At 55.8% G+C, this 22,509-nt stretch carries 22 protein-coding genes; 12 read left to right on the top strand and 10 right to left on the bottom strand.

The features are described 5' to 3' along the window. Positions 1-161 precede the first annotated feature (161 nt). On the top strand, positions 162-461 hold the full coding sequence (locus AC2TAD_RS10425; RefSeq protein WP_353392933.1) for a DUF6477 family protein: 300 nt from the start codon (positions 162-164) through the stop codon (positions 459-461). On the opposite strand, the gene AC2TAD_RS10420 is transcribed toward AC2TAD_RS10425, so the two are convergent. Next, positions 462-2,006, bottom strand: coding sequence for a trimethylamine methyltransferase family protein (locus tag AC2TAD_RS10420; RefSeq protein WP_480867554.1), 1,545 nt, complete (start codon positions 2,004-2,006; stop codon positions 462-464). A gap of 155 nt (positions 2,007-2,161) precedes the next feature. Here AC2TAD_RS10420 and AC2TAD_RS10415 point away from each other — a divergent pair, with 155 nt between their 5' ends. Continuing rightward, positions 2,162-2,863 (top strand): DUF2270 domain-containing protein, encoded by a 702-nt coding sequence (locus tag AC2TAD_RS10415; protein WP_480867552.1) that lies wholly within the window; start codon positions 2,162-2,164, stop codon positions 2,861-2,863. On the opposite strand, the gene AC2TAD_RS10410 is transcribed toward AC2TAD_RS10415, so the two are convergent. Further along, the gene (locus AC2TAD_RS10410) at positions 2,860-3,306 is read right to left on the bottom strand and encodes a GNAT family N-acetyltransferase (RefSeq protein WP_480867551.1); all 447 of its coding nucleotides are present in this window, start codon (positions 3,304-3,306) and stop codon (positions 2,860-2,862) included. The genes AC2TAD_RS10415 and AC2TAD_RS10410 overlap by 4 nt on opposite strands. Before the next feature lie 81 nt (positions 3,307-3,387). Here AC2TAD_RS10410 and guaA point away from each other — a divergent pair, with 81 nt between their 5' ends. From guaA to AC2TAD_RS10365, 9 genes are all read left to right on the top strand, one after another. Next, a complete protein-coding gene (gene guaA, locus AC2TAD_RS10405; protein ID WP_480867549.1) occupies positions 3,388-4,947 on the top strand; it encodes a glutamine-hydrolyzing GMP synthase in 1,560 nt (519 codons plus the stop codon). Positions 4,948-5,045: 98 nt separating this feature from the next. Continuing rightward, the gene (locus AC2TAD_RS10400; protein ID WP_480867547.1) at positions 5,046-5,951 is read left to right on the top strand and encodes a DMT family transporter; all 906 of its coding nucleotides are present in this window, start codon (positions 5,046-5,048) and stop codon (positions 5,949-5,951) included. A gap of 128 nt (positions 5,952-6,079) precedes the next feature. Then, positions 6,080-7,210 (top strand): OmpP1/FadL family transporter, encoded by a 1,131-nt coding sequence (locus AC2TAD_RS10395; RefSeq protein WP_170750935.1) that lies wholly within the window; start codon positions 6,080-6,082, stop codon positions 7,208-7,210. A 99-nt stretch (positions 7,211-7,309) separates the two neighbouring features. After that, complete coding sequence (locus tag AC2TAD_RS10390) at positions 7,310-8,206, top strand: DMT family transporter (protein ID WP_480867546.1); 897 nt, start codon at positions 7,310-7,312, stop codon at positions 8,204-8,206. A gap of 49 nt (positions 8,207-8,255) precedes the next feature. Further along, positions 8,256-9,128, top strand: coding sequence for an ATPase (locus AC2TAD_RS10385; protein WP_170750931.1), 873 nt, complete (start codon positions 8,256-8,258; stop codon positions 9,126-9,128). 38 nt (positions 9,129-9,166) lie between these two features. Beyond that, positions 9,167-10,084: a homoserine O-acetyltransferase MetA gene (metA, locus tag AC2TAD_RS10380; protein ID WP_480867544.1), complete on the top strand. Its 918-nt coding sequence runs from the start codon at positions 9,167-9,169 to the stop codon at positions 10,082-10,084. After that, positions 10,074-11,027, top strand: coding sequence for an alpha/beta fold hydrolase (locus AC2TAD_RS10375; protein ID WP_480867542.1), 954 nt, complete (start codon positions 10,074-10,076; stop codon positions 11,025-11,027). The genes metA and AC2TAD_RS10375 overlap by 11 nt, the downstream gene beginning before the upstream one ends. A 49-nt stretch (positions 11,028-11,076) precedes the next feature. Next, the gene (ppk2, locus tag AC2TAD_RS10370; RefSeq protein WP_170750927.1) at positions 11,077-11,946 is read left to right on the top strand and encodes a polyphosphate kinase 2; all 870 of its coding nucleotides are present in this window, start codon (positions 11,077-11,079) and stop codon (positions 11,944-11,946) included. Between the two features lie 89 nt (positions 11,947-12,035). Then, on the top strand, positions 12,036-12,650 hold the full coding sequence (locus tag AC2TAD_RS10365; protein ID WP_170750925.1) for a TetR/AcrR family transcriptional regulator: 615 nt from the start codon (positions 12,036-12,038) through the stop codon (positions 12,648-12,650). 6 nt (positions 12,651-12,656) lie between these two features. Here the strand turns inward: AC2TAD_RS10365 and AC2TAD_RS10360 are convergent, their stop codons facing one another. The 3 genes from AC2TAD_RS10360 to AC2TAD_RS10350 all read right to left on the bottom strand — a co-directional run bounded on the left by AC2TAD_RS10360 (position 12,657) and on the right by AC2TAD_RS10350 (position 15,044). Continuing rightward, positions 12,657-13,715 (bottom strand): adenylate/guanylate cyclase domain-containing protein, encoded by a 1,059-nt coding sequence (locus tag AC2TAD_RS10360; protein ID WP_170353077.1) that lies wholly within the window; start codon positions 13,713-13,715, stop codon positions 12,657-12,659. Beyond that, entirely contained in the window at positions 13,712-14,080 is a 369-nt protein-coding gene (locus AC2TAD_RS10355; protein ID WP_170750924.1) for a group I truncated hemoglobin, read from the bottom strand. Before AC2TAD_RS10355 ends, AC2TAD_RS10360 begins: the two co-directional genes overlap by 4 nt. 121 nt (positions 14,081-14,201) lie before the next feature. Beyond that, positions 14,202-15,044 carry a glycosyltransferase family 25 protein gene (locus tag AC2TAD_RS10350; RefSeq protein ID WP_480867540.1) on the bottom strand — a complete coding sequence of 281 codons (843 nt, stop codon included), beginning with the start codon at positions 15,042-15,044 and terminating at the stop codon, positions 14,202-14,204. A 140-nt stretch (positions 15,045-15,184) separates the two neighbouring features. On the opposite strand from AC2TAD_RS10350, the gene speB reads away from it, so the two are divergent. Next, the gene (gene speB / locus AC2TAD_RS10345) at positions 15,185-16,159 is read left to right on the top strand and encodes an agmatinase (RefSeq protein WP_480867538.1); all 975 of its coding nucleotides are present in this window, start codon (positions 15,185-15,187) and stop codon (positions 16,157-16,159) included. A gap of 21 nt (positions 16,160-16,180) precedes the next feature. Here the strand turns inward: speB and AC2TAD_RS10340 are convergent, their stop codons facing one another. From AC2TAD_RS10340 to AC2TAD_RS10320, 5 genes are all read right to left on the bottom strand, one after another. Further along, positions 16,181-17,398, bottom strand: coding sequence for an aminopeptidase P family protein (locus AC2TAD_RS10340; RefSeq protein WP_480867536.1), 1,218 nt, complete (start codon positions 17,396-17,398; stop codon positions 16,181-16,183). 162 nt (positions 17,399-17,560) lie between these two features. Further along, positions 17,561-18,772 carry an ABC transporter permease gene (locus AC2TAD_RS10335; protein ID WP_209196442.1) on the bottom strand — a complete coding sequence of 404 codons (1,212 nt, stop codon included), beginning with the start codon at positions 18,770-18,772 and terminating at the stop codon, positions 17,561-17,563. Positions 18,773-18,777: 5 nt separating this feature from the next. After that, entirely contained in the window at positions 18,778-20,049 is a 1,272-nt protein-coding gene (locus tag AC2TAD_RS10330; RefSeq protein ID WP_353392957.1) for an ABC transporter permease, read from the bottom strand. A 65-nt stretch (positions 20,050-20,114) separates the two neighbouring features. Continuing rightward, on the bottom strand, positions 20,115-21,203 hold the full coding sequence (locus AC2TAD_RS10325; RefSeq protein WP_170353070.1) for an extracellular solute-binding protein: 1,089 nt from the start codon (positions 21,201-21,203) through the stop codon (positions 20,115-20,117). A 98-nt stretch (positions 21,204-21,301) separates the two neighbouring features. Continuing rightward, on the bottom strand, positions 21,302-22,393 hold the full coding sequence (locus AC2TAD_RS10320; RefSeq protein ID WP_170527354.1) for an ABC transporter ATP-binding protein: 1,092 nt from the start codon (positions 22,391-22,393) through the stop codon (positions 21,302-21,304). Between the last annotated feature and the right edge of the window lie 116 nt (positions 22,394-22,509).

The following is a 22,509-nucleotide window of genomic DNA, read 5'->3' as shown; positions in this document are numbered from 1 at the left end:
TTTCGTTACTCGTTCGTTAACCAACAGGGACGAAAACCAGATTTGCTTCAAAATCATAAACACTCATGAAACCATCGTTTGGAGGGAATGCTGTTAAGGCCCCGCCCACTTAGGTTGTGCGACAAAGAGGGCAACTTTTACTCGGACCAAGGAACCCCGACATGCAGGACCTGATGACCATGATAGCTGCCCTTCGCCGCCCTCGTTTGCTGGCGCGGGCTGCAAAACACGGAGCGCAGGACTACGATCGAGATCGTCATCTTCAACGTCTGTTGGGCTATGGTGCACTGCCCGGATCTGGCGCGGCACTCATGCAGTTGATGGAAATGGAGAAAGATGTAAACGCGCAAAGGCTGGCCGAAGACGCCGCCTATTCTCTGGTCCGCCATCTGGACCTGTTGATCGCGTTACTAGGCGAGGCGCAGCTGTACAAGGCCAGCCGCGCCGCGCAATATCAGTGATCAGGCAAAGGCATCCGGCATAGAGGCCTTTTTCTTCTCGATATACTCATTCAGAGCGGCATGGATCGCCGGGTCGAGCTGCGGCTGCTGGTAGTTTGCCAGCAGATGTTCGACCCGCGAAGTGGCCAGTTGCCGTGTATCCCGACCGCCTTCATCTTCCCAGGTTTCGAATGGCTTGTAGTCAAGCAGTTCCGATTTCCAGAACGCGTCCTTGAAGTTGGCCTGCGTGTGGGCGCAGCCAAGGTAGTGACCACCGGGGCCCACTTCGCGGATCGCATCCATCGCCTGTGCGTTGTCGTCAAAGGCGACGCCTTTGGCCACGCCGTGCAGAACACCCAACTGGTCAGCATCCATGACGAACTTTTCAAAGTCCGCCACCAGACCACCTTCCAGCCAGCCGCAGGAATGCAGCATAAAGTTAACACCGGCCATCAGCCCCATGTTCAGCGAGTTAGCGGTTTCATATGCGGCCTGCGCGTCAGGCAGTTTCGAGCCGCAGAACGACCCTGCTGACCGGTATGGCAACCCAAGGCGTCGCGCCAACTGACCCGCACCATAGGTAACCAAAGACGCCTCAGGCGTCCCGAAGGTTGGCGCGCCCGAATTCATGTCTATCGACGACACAAACGCGCCAAAGATCGCTGGTGCGCCGGGACGGATGATCTGGCTATAGGCGACACCGGCCAGAACCTCGGCCAGAACTTGCGTCAGCGTCCCCGCTACCGAAACCGGAGCCATCGCACCTCCCACGATGAAGGGCGAGATGATGCAGGCTTGATTGTTCGCGGCGTACACCTCCAGCGAGCCCATCATCACATCGTCGAAGGTCATCGGCGAGTTGATGTTGGTCAACGAGGTCATGACGGTGTTTTCCTGCACGAACTCTTTGCCGAACAGAATCTCGCACATCTCGACCGAGTCCTGCGCGCGGCTTGGATCAGTAACCGAACCCATGAAGGGTTTGTCCGACAAAGTCATATGCGCCATCAACATATCCAGGTGGCGCTTGTTCACCGGCACATCTGTCGGTTCGCAGACCGTACCACCCGAGTGGTGCAACCACTTGGACATGTAGGCCAGTTTCACGAACTTGTTGAAATCATCCATGGTCGCGTAACGACGACCACCCTGAGCATCACGCACAAATGGAGGGCCATAAACCGGTGCAAGAACCAGGTTGCGGCCGCCGACAACCACCGATTTTTCGGGGTTTCGCGCGTGCTGCGTGAATTCGCTGGGCGCGGTTTTAATCAGTTCACGCGCCAACCCTCGGGGGATACGCACACGCTCGCCATCAATGTCGGCACCGGCGTTCTTCCAGCGCACTAGTGCAGCGGGGTTGTCGACAAAGTTGACGCCAACCTCGGCCAGAATGGTTTCAGCGTTGCTTTCGATAATTTCCAGCGCTTCCTCGTTCAGAACTTCAAAATTCGGAATGTTGCGCTCGATATACTTCGCCGTTTCGATACGAACCGCGGTACGCTCGGCCCGGCGGGCGGCTCCGCCACCGCTTCTGGCTCTGCGTCGGGTGTTTGCCTCTGTCATGAGATGATCCCGTTAAACATGTTCACGTTGGACATTGTGTTACCGGAACAGCCGGAGTCACCAGACGTGGATTACGTCGCAATAGGGGTAAAAGCGACATGATCAGCCATTCGCTTTTGTTTTGACCCAATTTCACGAATGCTCAAAATGTAAGCATGGATTCGGAAACGCCTCACGCCGCGGGCCCATCTGCGGAACGAAAAAATCTGGACGCGGCCGAGATTGGTGCAGTTGCGCACCTTTACCGCGGCGAAGTTTACCGGAGCACGATCTGGCGCACACGACTGGACACCACGACCAACTGGGCAGTTGTCACATTGGGCGTTGCGCTGTCTATTTCTTTTTCATCGCCCGAGGCTTCGCCGCTTCCACTGGTACTTGTTGGCGTTCTGATTATCCTTTTCCTGATGCTCGAAGCGCGGCGCTACCGGTATTTCAATGTGTGGCGCGCCCGGGCCAGATGGCTGGAAACCCATTTCTATGCACCACTTCTGTATGACGGCGATCTTCACATGGAAGAGAACTGGCAAAAGGTTTTGGCTCAGGACTATTTACACCCACGCTACCACGTCAGCCTGATGATCGCGATCGGGCGGCGAATCCGAAGGAATTATCTGTGGATTTTATTGATCCAGAGCCTTGCCTTTTGCGTCAAGATTTCGGTCCATCCGACGCCAGTTGAAAGTTTTCATCAGGCCCTCGATCGAGCGGATGTCGGCCCCATTCCCGGTGAGTTTCTTATTATCACAGGCATTTTCTACATACTTTGTTGGTCCCTCATCGCGATCTGGAGTTACCGGGCAGATGTCAGCCGTGCCTCTCATCGAGGTCGCGAAAAATCGGAATCGATGGGCTAATCTGCTTCGAGTGTTTTTTGCATGGCCACAGAATTTCCGCTGACTTCTGATTCAATCCAACCCAGATGCGCATAGATCGCGCGGGTATCTCGCATCAGCCGGTGCGTGCGCAATACCATCAGGGTGCATCCGGCTTCGCGCGCTTCGGCTTCGGCCCGGGCAAGCAGCTTTCCGGCAATTCCCTGCCCTTGTGCCTTTGGTGAGACGGCCAGATTAAAAACCTTCATCTCGGCCCCTTGCCGTGCAAAAATGATCACCCCCGCCAAACGGTCATCTGAAACGGCAATAACCACCCTATTGTCAGCGATATCCTGATCAATACCCGCAGTCACATCCGGTAAATCGGTAAGGTATTCACGCGCGCTTAAATAAGCCGCATTTATGCAATCAGTGATCGCCGTGGCGTCTTTCTGAGTCGCGTTCGCGAAACGAATGGCAGTCATTGATCCAATCTCCCTCTCGTATCTGGTCAGAAACACCTCATAACGCTTGCACATACCCGCCGTGCAACCTAATAGCCAACCATGAGCCAGACATCCCATGACCGCCTATTGATCATCGACTTCGGCAGCCAGGTAACGCAGCTTATCGCCCGTCGCCTGCGCGAGCTTAACGTCTACTGCGAAATCCACCCCTACCAGAATGTTACTATGGACTTTGTGCGCCAGATGGCACCCAAGGCTGTAATCTTCTCAGGCGGACCGGACAGCGTCACACGCGAGGGCTCACCCCGCGCCCCGCAAGAAATTTTCGACTATGGCGTGCCGATCCTTGGTATCTGCTACGGCCAGCAAGTGATGATGCACCAACTGGGTGGCAAGGTCGAAAGCGGCCACGGTACTGCCGAATTCGGTCGTGCCTTCGTCACTCCCAAGGGTCAGCTGGACATTCTGGACGGTTGGTTCGCCGAGGGTGACGAGCAGGTCTGGATGAGCCATGGCGATCACGTCAGTGAAATCGCTCCGGGGTTTGAGGTGTTCGGGACGTCTCCAAATGCGCCCTTTGCCATCACCGCCGACAGCTCGCGCCATTTCTATGCAGTACAGTTCCACCCCGAGGTGCACCACACCCCCAAAGGTGCGAAACTGTATGAGAATTTCGTCAGGCTGGCTGGGTTCAGCGGCGACTGGACCATGGGCGCCTATCGCGAGCAGATGATCGAACAAATCCGCGAACAGGTGGGCGACAAGAAAGTCATTTGCGGTCTGTCCGGCGGCGTCGACAGCTCGGTCGCCGCGATCCTGATCCACGAGGCGATCGGCGACCAGTTGACCTGTGTGTTCGTCGACCATGGGTTGCTGCGCAAGAACGAGGCCGAGGAAGTCGTCGGCATGTTCCGCGACAACTATAACATCCAGCTAATCCACGCCGATGAAAGCGAGCTGTTCCTTGGTGAGCTGGAAGGCCAGTCCGACCCCGAGACCAAACGCAAGATCATCGGCAAGCTGTTCATCGACGTGTTCCAGAAACACGCCGACACCATCGACGGTGCCGAGTTCCTGGCACAAGGTACGCTCTACCCGGACGTTATTGAATCGGTGTCCTTTTCCGGCGGTCCGTCGGTCACGATCAAGTCGCACCACAATGTCGGCGGCCTGCCCGAGAAAATGGGCCTGAAACTTGTCGAGCCGCTGCGCGAACTGTTCAAGGACGAGGTCCGCGCTTTGGGCCGCGAACTGGGCCTGCCTCAGAGTTTCATCGGTCGTCACCCCTTCCCCGGCCCCGGCCTGGCGATCCGCTGCCCTGGCGAAATCACCCGCGAAAAGCTGGAAATTCTACGCGAGGCAGATGCCGTCTATATCGACCAAATTCGTAAACACGGCCTTTACGACGAGATTTGGCAGGCCTTCGTGGCGATCCTGCCCGTGCGCACCGTGGGTGTAATGGGTGACGGGCGCACTTATGACTATGCCTGCGCCCTTCGGGCCGTGACCTCGGTCGATGGTATGACCGCGGATTACTACCCCTTCACCCATGAATTCCTGGGCGAAACCGCCACGCGGATCATCAACGAGGTCAAGGGCATCAACCGATGCACTTATGACATCACCTCGAAGCCTCCGGGCACAATCGAGTGGGAATGACGCAAAAAGCCGGGCCATCGCCCGGCTTTTTTGTTTCTGCGCGACAGATTTCCGGTTACGTATCAGAACAATACACATCAGAGTTAACAGGGCCTTGCATGGAAACTTCCAGACCGCAAATCGGCAAGGCCGCGTTATGGATGCTCGGTGCGATCGCTTCGTTTTCCTCAATGGCGGTAGCCGGACGCGAGCTGAGCGTGACGCATGACACGTTCGAAATCATGTTCTACCGCAGCATTGTCGGCATCTTGGTGGTCGGCCTTGTTCTTACGGCAACCGGTAATTGGCATCAGGTCTCAATGCACAGGCTGGGGCTGCACGGCGTTCGGAACGTGTTGCATTTCACCGGGCAAAATCTGTGGTTCTACGCCGTTTCGGTAGTTCCGCTGGCGCAAGTGTTTGCACTGGAATTTACGCAGCCCATCTGGGTGATCCTGTTGTCCCCGCTCCTGCTGGGTGAGCGTTTGACCACAATTCGCGTCCTGTCGGCCCTGATCGGATTCCTCGGTATCCTCATCGTGGCGCGTCCGGGGGCCGTTCCCCTCAGCGCGGGCGTAGTGGCCGCCGCCATGTCTGCGATCTTCTTTGCCCTGACGACGATCTCGACAAAAAAACTGACCCAATTCGCAAGCATCGGGTGCATTATGTTCTGGCTGACTGTTATTCAGGCCGGCCTCGGGTTTGCCGCTTCTGCATTCGATGGCCAGATCACCCTGCCGACATTATCAACCGCCCCTTTCCTGCTGCTCGTCGGGCTGGCTGGGTTGCTTGCGCATTTCTGTATTACGAACGCTCTGGCGATTGCTCCGGCCACAGTTGTGGTGCCTTTCGACTTCGCCAGACTGCCGACAATCGCGATTGTCGGGGTGATTCTCTACCAAGAACCACTGGATCACTGGACGCTTTTAGGGGCCGTTGTGATCTTTGCAGGTATCTTTCTGAACGTTCACGCCGAAAATCGTAACAGTTTAGCAACAGTTCCTCGCGACACTCAGCGCAAGTAACGCACCGTCACCAGTTGACGCTAAAATGAACCCCGAGTGAATATTGAGCATCATAAGTAAACACCACACTGCGCGCACTCACATCACAGCACTGCGCAGCATACAGGAAAGTATAAGGGAGGAATTTCATGAAAAAGGCGCTTCTACAGGCGTGCGCTTTGTGCGTTGGCGCGACTGGCGTGCATGCCGCAGGACTTGATCGCAGCGGTCAGGGCATCAACCTGATTTTCGAAGACGGTTCGGTGGTCCAGGCGCGCCTGGGTTACGCAAACCCAGATATCAGCGGTGAGCAGAATGGTGTGGATTCCGGAAACGTCGGTGAAAGCTTTTTCTCTCCGGGTCTGGGCTACAAACGGGCCCTGACGGATAAATTGGATTTTGCTCTTATCTACGACCAACCTTTTGGCGCAGACGTTGAATATCCATCGAACTACCCGCTCTCTCAGAACCCATTGGCGCAGTTTGGTGGTCGAACTGATGTTCTGCGTGCAGAAGCCGATGTCGATGCCATCACCGCCGTCCTGCGTTACAAAGTTGGAAACGGTTTCAGCGCGCTTGGTGGTATCCGAGGTCAGCGAATTGATGCAAACGTAGCTGTTCCCGCCGTCTTGGGTTACGAGGTGGATTTCGACAACACTACGGACTTTGGATATCTGGTAGGTGTTGCTTGGGAGCGTCCTGAAATTGCCGCGCGTGTTTCTTTGGTCTACAATTCTAAGATCACCCACGACATAGGCACTACTGAATCTTTCAATGCCTTGGGACCGACAGGTGTTGTTCTCCTGACCGAGGACTCAACAACCAGAGTCGAGACGCCTCAGTCCATCAACTTGGATTTCCAAACCGGCGTTGCACCTAAAACTCTGGTCTTCGGCTCCGTGCGTTGGGTTGATTGGCCGCAGGCTGACGTTTCGCCTCAGGCGTTCACAGCGCTGCCGCCCAACAGTGATCCACTTGTGAGCTTTGCTGACGAAACGTTCACATACACGCTGGGTGTGGGCTATCAGTTCTCGGATGAATTCTCCGGAGCATTCTCCTTGGGCTATGAAAGAGACACAGGCTCCGAGGTGTCCAACCTGGGCCCGACCAACGGTTTCTGGAGCGTCGGCGTCGGTGGCACCTACTCGATTGAGAAAGCTCAGATCTCGGGCGGTATTCGCTACACTGATATCGGCGACGCGACCACAACCACTGGCGGCGAGTTCAGCGGAAACTCGGCCTGGAGCGTCGGTCTGCAGCTGACCTACGCGCTGGACTAATCAGATTAATCCAAACCATTCAAAGGCCCCGCCCAATCGGTGGGGCTTTTTCGCATGTTTCGGGTCGCCTCCAGCCTTGGCGATATGAGAAACAAACATATGGCTGATCAAAAACATCTCTCTGGCCGCGCATGGGCCGAGCTTTTACTTCTGGGGCTGATCTGGGGTGCATCCTTTTTGGCGATCCGCATCGCTTTGGACACAATCCCTGTGATGACTTCTGTTCTGCATCGTGTGTTCTGGGCGATGCTAGCTTTGTGGCTAATAGTCTGGGCAAAACAACAAAGCGTCCCGACCGACCTGCGTACATGGGGTGCGTTTCTTGTCATGGGGCTGCTGAATAACGCTATCCCATTCTCCCTTATGGCATGGGGTCAGTTGTATATCGACACCGGGCTGACCTCGATCCTCAACGCGGCCACGGCGGTTTTCGGTGTATTGGTTGCCGCTATGCTGTTCCGGGACGAAAGGCTGACTAAAGCCCGCGCCCTTGGTGTCGGGTTAGGTTTTCTGGGTGTCACTATCGCCATTGGCTGGCGGAACTTTGCGAGCTTTAACATACAAAACGTCGCCCAACTGGCGATCATTGCCGGCGCCCTGTCATACGCTTTCGCCAGCGCATGGGCGAGAGTTGCGCTTTCGCATCTTCCCCCAACCGTTGCAGCAGCGGGGATGTTAACTGGAGCTACGGTGGTGATCCTTCCCATAACCTTGATGACCGACGGGATACCCGTGCTCAATCTGCCTGCGATAACGTGGGTCGCGATCACATATTACGCCCTGGTCGCGACCGCAGGTGCGTACCTTTTGTATTACCGCGTTCTGGCTATGGCGGGTGCAGGAAACCTGATGTTAGTAACACTTGTCATTCCGCCCATCGCCATTCTGCTGGGCAGTGTCCTGAGGGACGAAGCCCTTCCGGTACAAGCATATCTAGGTTTTGCGGTTCTCGGACTTGGGCTGCTAATACTTAACCGATCCGCTGCGCGCGATTGACGCCGCCGCTGCCCCGAATTAGCAAGGTCGAAAAAAGGGATAGCGGTCGATGATCTACAATTCGGCGAAAGAGTGGCGGGACGCAGAGCGGAAGAAAGTGCTTTTCTTCGGCATGTCAGGGCTTGGCAAAACCTATGTCTCGAATGTCCTGAGGGATTCTGGAGACTGGTTTCACTACTCGATCGATTATCGCATCGGCACACGCTACATGGGCGAATACATTATCGATAACGCCAAAGCCCAAGCCATGAAGGTCCCTTTTCTGCGCGATCTTCTGTTGTCGGATTCGATTTACATTGGCTCGAATATCTCGTTCGAAAACCTGACCCCTGTTGCCGCTTACCTGGGCAAGCCGGGCAATCCTGCGCTCGGCGGGTTGGAGCTGTCGGAATATCGCCGCCGACAAGAGCAGTTTCGCCTGGCCGAAATTCACGCTCTTCTGGACACCGAGTATTTCATTGATCGTGCCAAGCGCCTGTACCAATATCCGCATTTCATTTGCGACACGGGCGGTTCTATTTGCGAGTGGGTTGATCCCGATGATGCGCGCGATCCGGTCTTGTCGGAATTGTCGCGCCAGACATTGATGATCTGGTTAAAAGGCGATGAGGATCACACCGCCGAGTTGGTCCGCAGGTTTGACAAAGCCCCTAAACCGATGTCCTACCAGCCAGAGTTCCTGACACGAGTTTGGGAGGAATATCTTGCAGAACAAGGCTGCAGCGCGACCGAGGTCGATCCAGATGCTTTTGTTCGGTGGACCTATGCGCGCGCGTTAGCGCATCGGCAACCGCGCTATCAGGCGATGGCCGACAATTGGGGCGTGACGGTCACTGCAAATGATATGCACAGCGTTCGTGACGCGGGTGATTTCGATGAGTTGATCGAACGTACCCTTGAGACCCGCGCTAACCACGCTTAATTACCGCCTCTACACTGTAACTCCAAAGGCTTGCACTGATGCCAATCAAGATTCCCTCCGATCTGCCCGCATTTAACGTCCTCTCGAAAGAGGGTGTCATGGTCATGGCCGAGGATCAGGCAATGCGTCAGGATATTCGCCCTTTGCGGATCGGGTTGCTGAACCTGATGCCGAAAAAGATTCAGACCGAAAACCAATTCGCCCGCCTGATTGGCGCGACGCCTTTGCAGATCGACCTGTCGTTGATCCGCATGACCGAGCATCGCACGAAAAATACTGCGGCCGAACACATGGCTGAGTTCTACCGCCCGTTTCAGGAGGTCAAAGATCAGAAATTTGATGGCCTGATCATCACCGGTGCACCTATCGAACATCTTGAGTTCAATGATGTTACCTACTGGGACGAAATCAGCGAAGTCTTTGAGTGGACTCAGACCAATGTCCATTCGACTTTTGGCGTTTGTTGGGGTGGAATGGCGATGATCAATCATTTCCACGGCGTCAAAAAGCACATCCTGGACGCCAAGGCGTTTGGTTGTTTCCGTCACAGTAATCTTGCACCAGCGTCGCCCTTCTTACGGGGTTTTTCGGACGATTGCGTTATCCCTGTCAGCCGTTGGACAGAAATGAAGCAATCCGAAATCGACACCGCCTCGGGGTTAAAGACGCTTTTGGGCAGTGACGAAGTCGGACCGTGCCTTGTCGAGGATCAAGCTCACCGCGCGATCTATATCTTCAATCACTTCGAATATGACAGTGATACGCTGAAACAGGAATATGACCGCGACGTGGCCAACGGTACCCCAATCAACGTTCCAATGAACTACTACCCTGACGACGATCCAAGTCGCCCGCCGCAGAACCGATGGCGCAGCCATGCGCATTTGCTCTACGGTAACTGGGTCAACGAAATTTATCAGTCCACCCCGTTCGAGATGGAAAACATTGGCCGTTAAAGCGCTTATAGCAGTTCTTTTGCTCGTCATTGGGCTTGCCGTCATCACCACTTGGCGCGAGTCGCACAACAAGGCGCGCGCGGAAACTGCTTTCCCACCAGAGGGCCAGATCATCGACGTTGATGGCGTCGGCATTCACGCTGTCATAATGGGTAATGGCCCCGATGTTGTTTTGATCCATGGATCGAGTGGCAACACACGGGACATGACCTTTGCGCTGGCGCCGATCCTTGCCAAAAATTACCGGGTTATCGTATTCGACCGTCCCGGCCTGGGATATAGCGATAGCTTTAATCCCGACGGAGAAACTATTGTAGAACAAGCAGAAATCTTGCAAAAAGCGGCTGAAAAACTTGGCGCCAAGAAACCTGTAGTAGCAGGGCAAAGCTATGGGGGGGCTGTGTCTCTGGCATGGGCAGTGAAGCGTCCTGATAACCTTTCAGCGCTGGTCCTGATCGCGCCGGCTGCCATCCCGTGGGAGACACCTCTAGATGAGTTCAACAAGATGGCCTCAACACCAACAGGAAATGTGCTGGCGCTGCCGCTGATCAGTGCGTTTGTTCCGGAATGGTATGTCGAACAAGCTTTGGATCGCGTCTTCGCGCCTCAAACGGCCCCTGAAGGATATGCAGACCATTTTGGCACCGGCTTAACGATCCGTCGTGCTTCGATGCACGCCAACGCCAAACAACGTGCCAACCTTCTGGAAGAAGTGCGCGCCCTGCAACCCAGCTATAAGAACATCGACGTACCGACCGAGATCGTACACGGCACTGCGGATGACACCGTGGGTCTTGGTTGGCACTCACATCGCTTGATCGAACAGATTCCCGGCGCAGAGCTGATCGAGCTTGAGGGCATTGGCCACATGCCGCAGGTCGTCGCAGCCCCCGAAGTCGCCGCAGCCATTGATCGCGCAGCCCAAAGGGCAGGTTTGCGTTAATTCGCCGGCTAATCCATAGTAAGTTATGGGTTTTATTGTGAGGTGAGGTATGGCCCGGTCTGAAAAAGGCTCTATTGAAAAATACTTTCGTAAAGAAGCGCCAAAGGATGTCCGCTCGGCCATCGAGAAATCCGACAAAGACGACATCCTCAATCCATCATACCCTTACAACGAGCGCATGAAGCGTAAGGACTATGACAAGCAGATGGAGGCTCTGCAGGTCGAGCTGGTCAAAATGCAATCTTGGGTAAAAGAATCCGGCAGCCGCATTGCGCTTATTTTCGAAGGCCGCGATGCCGCAGGTAAAGGCGGTACAATCAAACGGTTCCGAGAAAATCTTAACCCGCGCGGGGCACGCAATGTTGCGCTCAGTAAACCCTCGGATCAGGAACGCAGCCAGTGGTATTTCCAGCGCTATATCCAACATCTACCTGCGGCGGGAGAAATCGTGTTTTTTGACCGCAGCTGGTACAACCGCGGCGTTGTCGAAAACGTTTTCGGTTTTTGCGAAGCTGTTGAGCGCGAAAGATTTTTCCGACAGGTCCTGCCGCTTGAGACCGGGCTGGTCAATGACGGTATCCAGTTGTTTAAGTTCTGGTTGAATGTCGGTCGCGCCGAACAGTTAAACCGGTTTCTTGCGCGCGAAACTGACCCCCTCAAACAATGGAAACTTAGTCCAATTGATGTCGCTGGGCTTAGTAAGTGGGACGAGTACACGCAATCGATCAGCGAAACACTGACCCGCAGCCATTCTGACCACTGTCCCTGGACGATCGTTCGTTCCGACGACAAGAAACGCGCGCGTTTGGCTGCAATCCGGACGGTTCTGCACGCGGTCGACTATGATGAAAAAGACGCAGATGCCATCGGTGAAAATGACCCGAAAATCTGTGGCGGTCCGGACATCTGGGATGCATGAGTGTTCCACTGTTGCTATTGGACGAAGCCCGGTCACGGATTATGTCGAAATAACAACAAACAACGACAACAAAGGCAGCTGATCAGGAGATGACGAAACGCGGGTATCACCACGGCAATCTAAAACAAGCGCTGATCGAGGCTGCTTTGTCGCTGATTGAAAAGAAGGGCCCGACCGGCTTCACCTTATCCGAGGCCGCAAAGACTGCCGGGGTTACACCCGCTGCAGTGTATAGGCACTATCAGGGTCGCGAGGATCTGATTGCCGAGGCAGCTCGTCAGGGTTTCGAGATGTTCGCGGATCTGATGCAATATGCCTACGACAAGGGGCAGCCGTCAGCTTTGGCCGCGTTCGAGGCGACCGGTCGGGCCTATCTGGCTTTTGCCCGCAAGCATCCCGGTCACTATATCGCGATGTTCGAAAGTGGCATTTCACTCAATCGCACGCCGGAACTGTCAATGGCAGCGAACCGCGCCAAAAGCGTACTTGAAAAGGCTGCCTCTGACCTGTCCCAACATATCCCACCAGAAAAGCGCCCTCCGGCCTCGATGTTCAGCGCTCATATCTGGGCCATGAGCCACGGGGTGGTAGAGCTATTTGCGCGCAATACTGGTGCAAGCTCTCCGTTCCCACCCGAGGACTTGTTGGAATCAGGGATAGGCATCTATTTGCGCGGACTGGGACTGGTGCCACCCGACGAATGACGATGACTAAAACAAATGCCGGGGCTGTGGCATGCTCAACCCCGACGTCACATTGATCAGATCCATCTCGCCCATACCCTTGATGTCAACGCGTCCTAAGTCGGAGACCTGAAACTCGTCGATCAACGCATATTTCATCTCTTCCGGAGCGACAATATTCATTGGGTTGGCAAAGACTTGCAGCCGAGACGCAATGTTAACCGCAGGTCCGAACACATCGTAGACGTATTTCTGAATCCCAACCACAGATCCCACGGCGGGGCCCATTCCCAGACCAATTCTTGCCTGCCACTTGTGCGGGTGGCTTTCGTTGCGACGTTCCAAGTACCGCAAGAACCGGACTGCACAATGTGCAACTGCGGTCGCATGGTCCGGCGTAGCATCCGGCATCCCGGATACAGCAAGATACGCGTCGCCGATGGTCTTGATCCTCTCGCAGCCAAATTGTTCGACGATGCGGTCAAAAGCTGTGAAAATGTCGTTCAATTCACTCAGTGTAACCGTCGGATCCGTCTTGGCGGCAAAGTCGGTGAAGCCCACGAAATCAAGCATAACAACTGAAACCTGATCGTAAAGCTGAGGCGTGACAACGCCAAACGTCTTAAATTCTTCATACACAGCGCGCGGCATCAGATTTAGCAAAAGCCGCTCAACCCGCTCTTTTTCCCGCTCCAATTCGCGCGTATTGCGTTCCACCATGGTCGAGTAGCTGTCGATCATGCTTTCCAATTCACGAATGCGGGTGATGTTCTGGCACTCAATGACCAAAAGCTGCTCTTCCGCGCCGTTGGCCAATGAAATGGCCGTCGCAAAAACCAAAGTCCTGCGCTTTGGCTTCAGTTGCATTTCGAAGGAATAGCGCAACCCCGATTGCTTGACGTCTTCCAACTCACGCTGATCAAGGGTCGGGAAAACGTCCAACAGAGTTTGGCCCTCAGCCGGTGTGCCGAACCATTCTGAAAACGGACCATTGTAAAAGACAAAGCCAAGGTCCGAGGCGCGAACAACCGCAACACCGACTCCGATAGCGCGTAACAGTTGCTCATTTATCGCTAAAATGCTCATGCCGCGCTGCGTGTAACGATTATTCTGCGTTTCGATTCAATGGCTCCCAGCGCGATTTTAACATGAGAGTCATCCATCCCGTGCATTTCAAGCGCCTGCGCAAACAGCGCAGCCATCTCATCAAAATCCTCGTGTGAAATATTGAGGTGCCGATGCACGGCCTCGATACGCTCATCGCTGAACGAAGCGGGTCCACCGACCAAAGAAGATACAAATTTGGTCTGGTGGTCGATCAGACGTGGCATATCGATATCTTCAAAATGCCCTCCGATCTGATCGGAATCCAAGGCCATTTCATAGAACGTCATAACGATTCGACTGATCGTTTTGAACCCACCGTAGCGTTCGTAAATCGTCTGACTCATGCTGCGAACCCGTGCGCCACCCGTAAACAACACCACAACGTTATATCAAACTGACAGTTTTGTTAACGCTAATACGTGCAGAAAGCACCGAATAGGCTCGCGGCGCCACAAAACGACGCGTCTAAACGTTGAGATCGCCCGCACAAGGAATAAAGCCAACAAAGCCACCCTTCCGGATCAGCCGCCTTTGGCCACCCATCCGCCAATACAGTTTCCGCTGTGCGGCCAAAAGCTCTCGTCGCAAGCGGAACCAAGTGGGCCCTTTGTCCAGGCCGCTGTTGGTTTTACGATCCCTAGAGCGTTCGCTGACCTTAACATCCTCTTGCGTCTGTTCCTGATGCTGAGACCAGATAACCTGCACACCGACGGCCGGAAAGCTCTGAAACATGCGCCAATCCGCACGCGGGATCGAGACGAAGTCATCCAGGTGGTCGGAATAGGCGGTGGACCAGGCCAATAGCTTACGGCAGGCGGCATTCGACAAGACATACGCAGCAGCGCTTGGTGCCATCTCCAACATCGGTCGCACGTCAACTGCGCCAACGGTCTGAAGGGTCCCAAATCGCAACTCTCGGGGGGAATAATCAAGCTTCACAAAATCAAACTTGGAACTTTCATTCAGAATATTGGTGACAACGCGCCCTGCACTGCTGGACATTTCCACGTCATCCTCAAAAACGGCCACAGCCCTCAAGTCCTGATCGACGGCGGCTTGCCAAACGGCACGATGGCTTTCGAAACAGGCGATCTCGCTCTGCTTCAGCCCCCAACGGCTACCAGTGCCGGGAACATAGCTGTTCTGGTCCAACGCGCCAGTTCGCTGCCCGTCAACGGCACTGAAACGGACGGCAGCGGACAGGCCAGCGTGCGCGAACTGCCGTTCCATAAAATCCCGACGGGCGGGAACACGATCCAGATTGATGTAGAACACACCTGTCTTGGGTGGCAGTTCGTGCTGTCCCACGGCAATTCCTTTCAGACCTTTCGCTCAGATAGACACCCTTGGCGGGCGACATTCAACCCATCCACCCCTCAAAGAAACCTATCCTGCTTAAGGCAACGCTTCTAAGCTGCAACGGACAAACAAGAAACGGGAATCGCGCTATGTCGTCTCATGGGTATGCAAGTGGCCGCCTGAACCTGCCATTCGTCGGTATTTCGACCTTTGGCAAGTCACCTTATGTCGAGGATTGGGACCAGATCGACGCTGATGTGGCGATCATAGGCGCACCCTTCGATTTCGGCACACAATGGAGATCCGGCGCTCGGTTCGGGCCACGTGCGGTGCGTGAGGCGTCGACACTGTTCAGCTTTGGCCATGCCGGGGCGTATGATCACGAGGATGACGCGACCTATCTGGATAGCTCGGTCCGGATGGTCGATATCGGCGACGCGGACATCATCCACACCAAGACCGAGGAAAGCCACGCCAATATCCAATTCGGGGTCCAGAAAATTCTGGACGCAGGCGCCCTGCCCGTCACCATTGGCGGCGATCACTCAGTCAACATCCCCTGCATCAATGCTTTTTCTGACGATTGCGCGGAAAATGGTCCGATCCATGTGGTTCAGATCGACGCCCATCTGGATTTCGTGGATGAACGCCACGGGGTCACTGCCGGTCACGGCAATCCGATGCGGCGCGCGATTGAGAAAGACTATGTCTCGGGCATGACGCAGTTGGGCATCCGCAATGTGTCCTCAACCGCAAAGGAAGGCTATGAGGATGCCCGCGCCCGAGGGTCCGATATCCTGTCTGTGCGACAGGTCCGCAAACTGGGAACCGAGGGTGTCTTGGCCCGCATCCCCGAAGGCGCGCGGTATTATGTGACGATTGATATCGACGCTTTTTGCCCATCGATTGCGTCAGGCACCGGCACGCCCAGCCACGGGGGGTTTCTGTATTATGACGTGCTGGAAATCCTGCAAGGTCTGGCGCAACGCGGCGATGTGGTCGGCATTGATCTGGTCGAGGTCGCGCCGAATTACGACCCTACTGAGAGCACGCAGATTCTGGCGGCGCAGGTACTGCTGAATTTCATCGGCTTCATTTTCCACGAACGTAGCAAGAGGGGCTAAGCGCCCCTCCTGCCCTTCGGGTCAGTTGATCGTGTTATGTTCCGGCCCATAGGGGAACCCGGTGATGTTCTCGGCCCCATCATCGCCGACAACCAGAATGTCATGCTCACGATAGCCACCCGCACCGGGCTGACCTTCGGGAATCCACAACATCGGCTCGATTGACACGACCATGCCGGGTTCCAACACCGTGTCGATATCTTCACGCAGCTCCAGCCCTGCCTCGCGCCCGTAGTAGTGGCTGAGTACGCCAAACGAGTGGCCATAGCCGAAGGAGCGATATTGCAGCAGCCCCTCATCGGCAAAGAAGCGGTTGATCTCGGCGGTGATGCCCGAGCAAGTCGCGCCGGGTTTGATCAGGCTTAGGCCAAGCTCATGCGCGGCCACATTGGCCTTCCAGATGCGCAAGCTGTCGGCGTCGGGTTCGCCCAGAAACAGGGTACGTTCCAGCGCGGTGTAATAGCCCGAGATCATCGGGAAGGTGTTCAGCGACAGGATATCGCCCTTTTGCAGCGCCCGCTTGGTTACGGGATTATGCGCGCCGTCCGTATTCAGGCCTGACTGGAACCAGACCCAGGTGTCCCGGTATTCGGCATCCGGGTAGGCGCGGGCGATCTCGGCCTCCATCGCGTCGCGCCCGGCCATGGCGATCTCGATCTCGGTCGCGCCTTCGCGGATCGCGGCGTGGATGGCCACCCCACCCACATCTGCAGTGCGGGCCCCGCCCTTGATCAGCTCGATCTCTTCCGCCGATTTCACCATGCGGGCGGCCATCGTATCACCGGCCACATCCACCAGTTCCGGCTGCCCCAGCATCGTCAGCGCCGTGTCGCGCGCGGCCAGCGTCATGTGATCGCCTTCGATCCCGATCCGCTTGGCACCCCCGATCAGGCTGGCCACCGCGCGCCAGTAATTGTCGCGCTTCCAGTCGGTATAGATCACGTTTTCCTCGACCGAGCGCCGCCACGGCTGGCCCGCGTCGATATTCGCCGACACCGTCGTACATGCGTCCTGCGTCACCACGCAGCCATAAGGACGGCCAAAGGCGCAATACAGAAAGCCCGAGTAATAGGCGATATTGTGCATCGAAGTCAGCAACACCGCCGGAATATCCCGTGCCGCCATAATGGCGCGTAGGCCCGACAGGCGGCGGGCGTATTCGGCTTTGCTGAACGGCAGCGGGGCCTTGTCGCCATTATGGCTGGTGAAAAACTCGGGGCGGTTTGTCAGGTCTGTCATCATGCTCTCTCCTGCAATGCCGGACGAAAGGTGCCCGGCCACAAGCCCCGGCGTTCAGGACAAGCGGCCTCGGGAACCGAGAGCCATGCGCCCGTTTGGATGTCACGACGCCATCGTGACCGGGCTGCATATCGCAATGGCTAAATCACGCCGCGCCGTGCGTCAAGCGGGGGAAAGCCCCCGCAGACGCTCGGACCGGCGGCGCAGCAATTCAACCGTGGTCAGCAGCGCGATTGAGATCACCACCAGGATCGTCGCCACCGCCAGAATGGTCGGGCTGATCTGTTCTCGCAGACCGGTAAACATCTGCCATGGCAGCGTTTTCTGGCTGGCCGAGCCGACGAACAGCACCACGACCACTTCGTCAAACGAGGTGATGAAGGCAAACAAACCACCCGAGATTACGCCCGGCAGGATCAGCGGCATCTGGATCTTGAAGAAGGTCCGCACCGGCCCTGCCCCCATATTCGCCGCTGCACGGGTCAGCGATTGGTCAAAGCCCACCAAGGTCGCCGTCACGGTGATGATCACAAACGGAATACCCAGAACAGCGTGGGCAAGGATGACCTTCACATAGCCTACAAAGTTCTTGTCCATGCCCAGCGTGCCTTCAAGGAACCGGCCGATATCGCTGTAGAAAAAGAACATGCCGGTGGCCGAGATGATCAGCGGCACGATCATGGGCGAGATCAGGATGCCCATGATCGCCCGTTTACCCGGCACGTGGCTCTGGCTGAGGCCAATGGCCGCCAGCGTCCCCAGCGACACCGAGATGATAGTCGCAATCGGCGCGATGATCAGCGAGTTCTTGAAGCTGCGCTGCCATTCATTGTTTGTAAAGAAGTCGCGGTAATGCTTCAGCGAATACCCCTCGGGGTCCAGTCGCAGCATTTCGGGCGTGAAGGTAAAGAAATCCTGCGCGTTGAACGACAGTGGTAGAACCACAAGGATCGGTGTGATCAGGAACACGAAGATCGCGCCACAGATCACCCGGAACGTATAGTGCCAGAACACCTGTCGCCCGGTCATATAGGGCAGCAGTTTTTGGCGGTATCGACCCTCGTAAAGCCAGAAGATGAAGAAGGCAAAAAACCACCCAACCAGAAGGCCGATGATCAGACCAGTCGCCCCAGCGAACACAAAGCCCAACACGCCCATCCCAAGGATCGTGATCCAGCGGGCGACACGTTCATTGTCCAGGACATTCATGTAAAGCCAGGCCAGACCCGCCATTAGAGCGGCTCCGATCACGATCCCGAGCAGGACGCTGCCCTGCCCGGCGCCGACGAACATACCGACGAAACCTCCGGCGATGGCCACAGCGGGCAGAACCACCGACATGGGTTTGCGGGATATTGGTGTTAGTGCTGCCATCGTCTTTATCCCAGCTTCACGTTGTCGATGCCTACGATCTTGTCATAGCACCAGTAGAGTAACAGAACGACCGCCAGCAGGATCGTCCCGAGCGCAGCCGCCAATCCCCAGTTCAGCGAGGATGAGATGTGGTACGCAATCCGGTTCGAGATGAAGACACCCTTGGTCCCGCCAACGATCTCCGGCGTGATATAGTAGCCGATGGCAAGGATAAACACGAGGATCGAGCCCGCACCAATGCCCGGTATAGATTGCGGGAAGTAGATGCGCCAGAAGGTCGTCCAGTTCGTTGCGCCCATGGATTTCGCGGCGCGGGTGTAGGATTCAGGAATGGTCTGCATCACCGAATACATCGGTAATATCATGAACGGCAGCAGGATATGCGTCATCGCGATGATCGTGCCGAACTGGTTGTTGATGATCACCAATCGCGCGTCATCCGCGACCAACCCCAGCCAGACCAGCGTTTCGTTGATCACCCCCTGCTGCTGCAACATCACCTTCCACGCAGACGTTCGCACCAGAAGTGATGTCCAGAACGGCAGCAACACAAGGATCATCAGCAGGTTCGACACCCGCATCGGCAGGGTCGCCAGGATATATGACACCGGATAGGCAAGTAGGATGCACGAAGCAGTGATGATCAGCGACATCATCAGCGTACGGCCAAACAGCTTGATCAGGATCTGTTTGTCTTCAGGCTGCGCCTGCGCACCTTCGGGCGTGCGGCGCATGTCAATTGCGTTCAGGAAATATCCGTTGGTGATCGGAACAGCGTGGGTCTTGATGGTTCGCCAGGTTTCGACATCTCCCCAACCGTCGTGAATGTCGATCAGCTTGTCCTTGAACGGGCCATCGGTTTCAGGGTCCAGTTTTTTAATCTGGCGGCCCGAGCGACGGAACATCGAGGACATACCCGTCTGCTCATAGTTCAGGCGCGAGCCAAGCCGGGTGTGTGTCTTTTCGTCAATGGCAACGACCATATCTTTGGTGAACGCGGCGTATAATGCCTCATCCGGTAGTTCGCCGCTTTCCGCATCCCAGTTCTTCAACTCGACCACGGTCAGGGGCAGAGTATCAGCCACAATCCCGTTCTCGACCGAACGGAACAACATGGACACGATCGGGATCACAAAGGACAACAGCACAAACAGCAGCAACGGCGCAATAAGGGCCAGCGCCCTAAGTTTGCGACGTCTTAACGACCGCGCCAGCGATTTCTTCAGAGGCGTGCCGTCAGCGGCCAGCATCGGACCGGATTGAGTTGCGTCAGTCATCTGCGTCCCTTGGTCTTTTGGTGGGTTGGGGCCAAAACCGGCCCCAACCATTTGTCACAAAAGGCTTATTGTGCCAGCCACGCCTGGAACTTGGCGTCGATGTCGTCGCGGTAGTCCGCCCAGAACTCGTAGTTATACAGGAACGTATTCTTGGCGTTTTCCGGGTCGGTCGGCATGTGCGGTGCCATGTCGATGCCCAGATCGGCGTGCTGACCAACCAGCGGCGCCGACGAGGCACGGGCCGGACCGTACGAGATGTACTTGGCCTGATCCGCAAGACGCTGGGTGTCAGTTGCGAACATGATGTAGTCCAGCGCGCGCTGCTGACGCTCTTCGCTCAGACCGGCGGGGATGATCCAGCCATCCAGATCGAATACCTGCGCGTCCCACAGCATGGCGACGGGCTGTTTCTGCTCTTCGATCACGCTGAACAGACGACCGTTATAGGTCGAGCCCATGATGACTTCGCCGTCGGCCAGCAACTGCGGTGTGTCGGCACCGGCAGACCACCAGACAACGCTGTCCTTAATAGTATCCAGCTTGGCCAGAGCCTGATCCTGACCTTCCGGTGTCGCCAGAACGTCATAGACGTCGTCCTTGGCTACGCCATCACACAGAAGCGCCCATTCCATATTGTTGATCGGACGCTTTTCCAGCGAACGTTTGCCGGGATAGTTTTCCAGATCGAATACGGCGCAGATCTCGGTCGGAGGCGTGTCACCCACCAGATCGGTACGATAGCCGAAAGTGGTCGAGTACACGATCTGCGGGATAAAGCAGTCACTGACCAACAGATCACCGAAATCTTCGGATGCGGGTGTCCCGTCAGGTGCGGCGGCCAGTTGGCTGTCGAAATCGATCTCCATCGCCAGACCTTCGTCGCACAAACGAATCGCATCCGCTGCAACAACATCCACCACATCCCAAGTGATGTTGCCCGCTTCGTTCATCGCTCGCAGTTTGGCCACCGCCTCAGCCGAACTGTCATCGTTCAGGATGGTGACGCCTGTCTTTTCCGAATAGGGCTCGTGATATGCTTTCAGCTGCGACTTGGAATAAGCACCGCCCCAGGACACGATGGTCATTTCTTCGGCCATCGCACCACCGGCTACGGCAGCAACCGCACTTGCCATAAGAGTGGTTTTAACTTTCATGTTTAACTCCCTGTTATACCCGTTACTTTTACTTTCTTAGGCCGGATCACGGGGCAAACCGGCCAACTCTTGCCCCGCAGACGCGGGGGGTTCTGTGTTCAGGCGTCCAGCGCCCGGCAATCATGCGCCAGCCAGCCGATTTCGACCTCTTGACCCGGCGAAAGACGCACCGCATCCGGCGCGTTGCGGGTTTTGATGATGAAGTCATCGTTACCGGCAACCGACAAACGAAAACGGAATACGTCGCCCATGTAGATGAACTCTTTCACCGTTGCTTTGAGCGTATGTGCATCAGCGTGCAAGCGATCCTTGTTGAACTCGACCCGTTCAGGCCGGATAGAGACCTTGGTCCGTTCGCCCGCCTTCGTCACATTCACCGGTTTGGCGTCAATCTCGGATCCATCGTCCAGCGCAACAACACACGAGTCGCCGTCAATCGACTTAACGACACCTTCCAATGTGTTGTTTTCACCAATAAATTGAGCCACAAAGCTGTTTTCCGGCTCTTCATACAGCAAATCGGGCGGCGCAAGTTGTTGAATTCGTCCGTCGTCGAAAACAGCCACACGGTCCGACATGGTCAACGCTTCGGTCTGGTCGTGGGTTACGTAAACAGTGGTAATACCCAACTCATGCGCCAGACGCGTGATTTCGAACTGCATGTGCTCGCGCAACTGTTTATCCAACGCACCCAACGGCTCGTCCATCAAAACAAGCTCGGGTTCAAAAACTAGTGCGCGGGCCAATGCGATCCGCTGCTGTTGACCACCGGACAACTGAGCGGGGCGCCGGCTGCCAAATGCCCCCATCTGAACCATATCCAGGGCGCGTTTCACTTTTTCTTCGCGCTCGTCCTTCCCGATTTTTCGAACTTCCAGCGGGAAAGCGAGATTTTCGGCAACCGTCATGTGCGGGAAAAGCGCATAGTTCTGAAAAACCATGCCGATCCCCCGCTTGTGGGGCGGAATATTGTTGATCGGACGACCATCCAACATGATCTCGCCATGGGTTGCTGTTTCGAACCCGGCCAACATCATAAGGCAAGTGGTTTTGCCTGACCCGGACGGGCCGAGCATTGTCAGGAACTCACCTTTAGGCATTGAAAGATTTAGATCTTTTACGACAAGGATCTCGCCGTCGTAAGATTTCTGGACACGCTGAAACTCGACGAACGCTGCGTCATTAGACATTACCAACTTGGCTCCCCTGTCTGTCCTTGTGTGCCCGGTTTATCCGGATCTCAAGGACCTGTCAGAGCCCATTTAAGGACAAGCAGGACGGGCGACGCAACCAAAATATGTCAGGA

The sequence above is a fragment of the Ruegeria sp. HKCCD7628 genome (assembly GCF_057221005.1).
The sequence above is the reverse complement of the archived record's forward strand: the minus strand, read 5'-3'. Positions and strand labels throughout refer to the sequence as shown.

What these genes read in the sequence shown, in the direction of transcription:
- AC2TAD_RS10330 (WP_353392957.1), bottom strand. Translation starts at nt 20,049, where the DNA reads ATGACTGACGCAACTCAATCCGGTCCGATGCTGGCCGCTGACGGCACG.
- AC2TAD_RS10320 (WP_170527354.1), bottom strand. Translation starts at nt 22,393, where the DNA reads ATGTCTAATGACGCAGCGTTCGTCGAGTTTCAGCGTGTCCAGAAATCT.
- AC2TAD_RS10360 (WP_170353077.1), bottom strand. Translation starts at nt 13,715, where the DNA reads ATGAGCATTTTAGCGATAAATGAGCAACTGTTACGCGCTATCGGAGTC.
- ppk2 (WP_170750927.1), top strand. Translation starts at nt 11,077, where the DNA reads ATGGCCCGGTCTGAAAAAGGCTCTATTGAAAAATACTTTCGTAAAGAA.
- AC2TAD_RS10415 (WP_480867552.1), top strand. Translation starts at nt 2,162, where the DNA reads ATGGATTCGGAAACGCCTCACGCCGCGGGCCCATCTGCGGAACGAAAA.
- AC2TAD_RS10400 (WP_480867547.1), top strand. Translation starts at nt 5,046, where the DNA reads ATGGAAACTTCCAGACCGCAAATCGGCAAGGCCGCGTTATGGATGCTC.
- AC2TAD_RS10325 (WP_170353070.1), bottom strand. Translation starts at nt 21,203, where the DNA reads ATGAAAGTTAAAACCACTCTTATGGCAAGTGCGGTTGCTGCCGTAGCC.
- AC2TAD_RS10365 (WP_170750925.1), top strand. Translation starts at nt 12,036, where the DNA reads ATGACGAAACGCGGGTATCACCACGGCAATCTAAAACAAGCGCTGATC.
- AC2TAD_RS10395 (WP_170750935.1), top strand. Translation starts at nt 6,080, where the DNA reads ATGAAAAAGGCGCTTCTACAGGCGTGCGCTTTGTGCGTTGGCGCGACT.
- AC2TAD_RS10355 (WP_170750924.1), bottom strand. Translation starts at nt 14,080, where the DNA reads ATGAGTCAGACGATTTACGAACGCTACGGTGGGTTCAAAACGATCAGT.
- AC2TAD_RS10410 (WP_480867551.1), bottom strand. Translation starts at nt 3,306, where the DNA reads ATGACTGCCATTCGTTTCGCGAACGCGACTCAGAAAGACGCCACGGCG.
- AC2TAD_RS10385 (WP_170750931.1), top strand. Translation starts at nt 8,256, where the DNA reads ATGATCTACAATTCGGCGAAAGAGTGGCGGGACGCAGAGCGGAAGAAA.
- guaA (WP_480867549.1), top strand. Translation starts at nt 3,388, where the DNA reads ATGAGCCAGACATCCCATGACCGCCTATTGATCATCGACTTCGGCAGC.
- AC2TAD_RS10425 (WP_353392933.1), top strand. Translation starts at nt 162, where the DNA reads ATGCAGGACCTGATGACCATGATAGCTGCCCTTCGCCGCCCTCGTTTG.
- AC2TAD_RS10340 (WP_480867536.1), bottom strand. Translation starts at nt 17,398, where the DNA reads ATGACAGACCTGACAAACCGCCCCGAGTTTTTCACCAGCCATAATGGC.
- metA (WP_480867544.1), top strand. Translation starts at nt 9,167, where the DNA reads ATGCCAATCAAGATTCCCTCCGATCTGCCCGCATTTAACGTCCTCTCG.
- AC2TAD_RS10335 (WP_209196442.1), bottom strand. Translation starts at nt 18,772, where the DNA reads ATGGCAGCACTAACACCAATATCCCGCAAACCCATGTCGGTGGTTCTG.
- speB (WP_480867538.1), top strand. Translation starts at nt 15,185, where the DNA reads ATGTCGTCTCATGGGTATGCAAGTGGCCGCCTGAACCTGCCATTCGTC.
- AC2TAD_RS10420 (WP_480867554.1), bottom strand. Translation starts at nt 2,006, where the DNA reads ATGACAGAGGCAAACACCCGACGCAGAGCCAGAAGCGGTGGCGGAGCC.
- AC2TAD_RS10390 (WP_480867546.1), top strand. Translation starts at nt 7,310, where the DNA reads ATGGCTGATCAAAAACATCTCTCTGGCCGCGCATGGGCCGAGCTTTTA.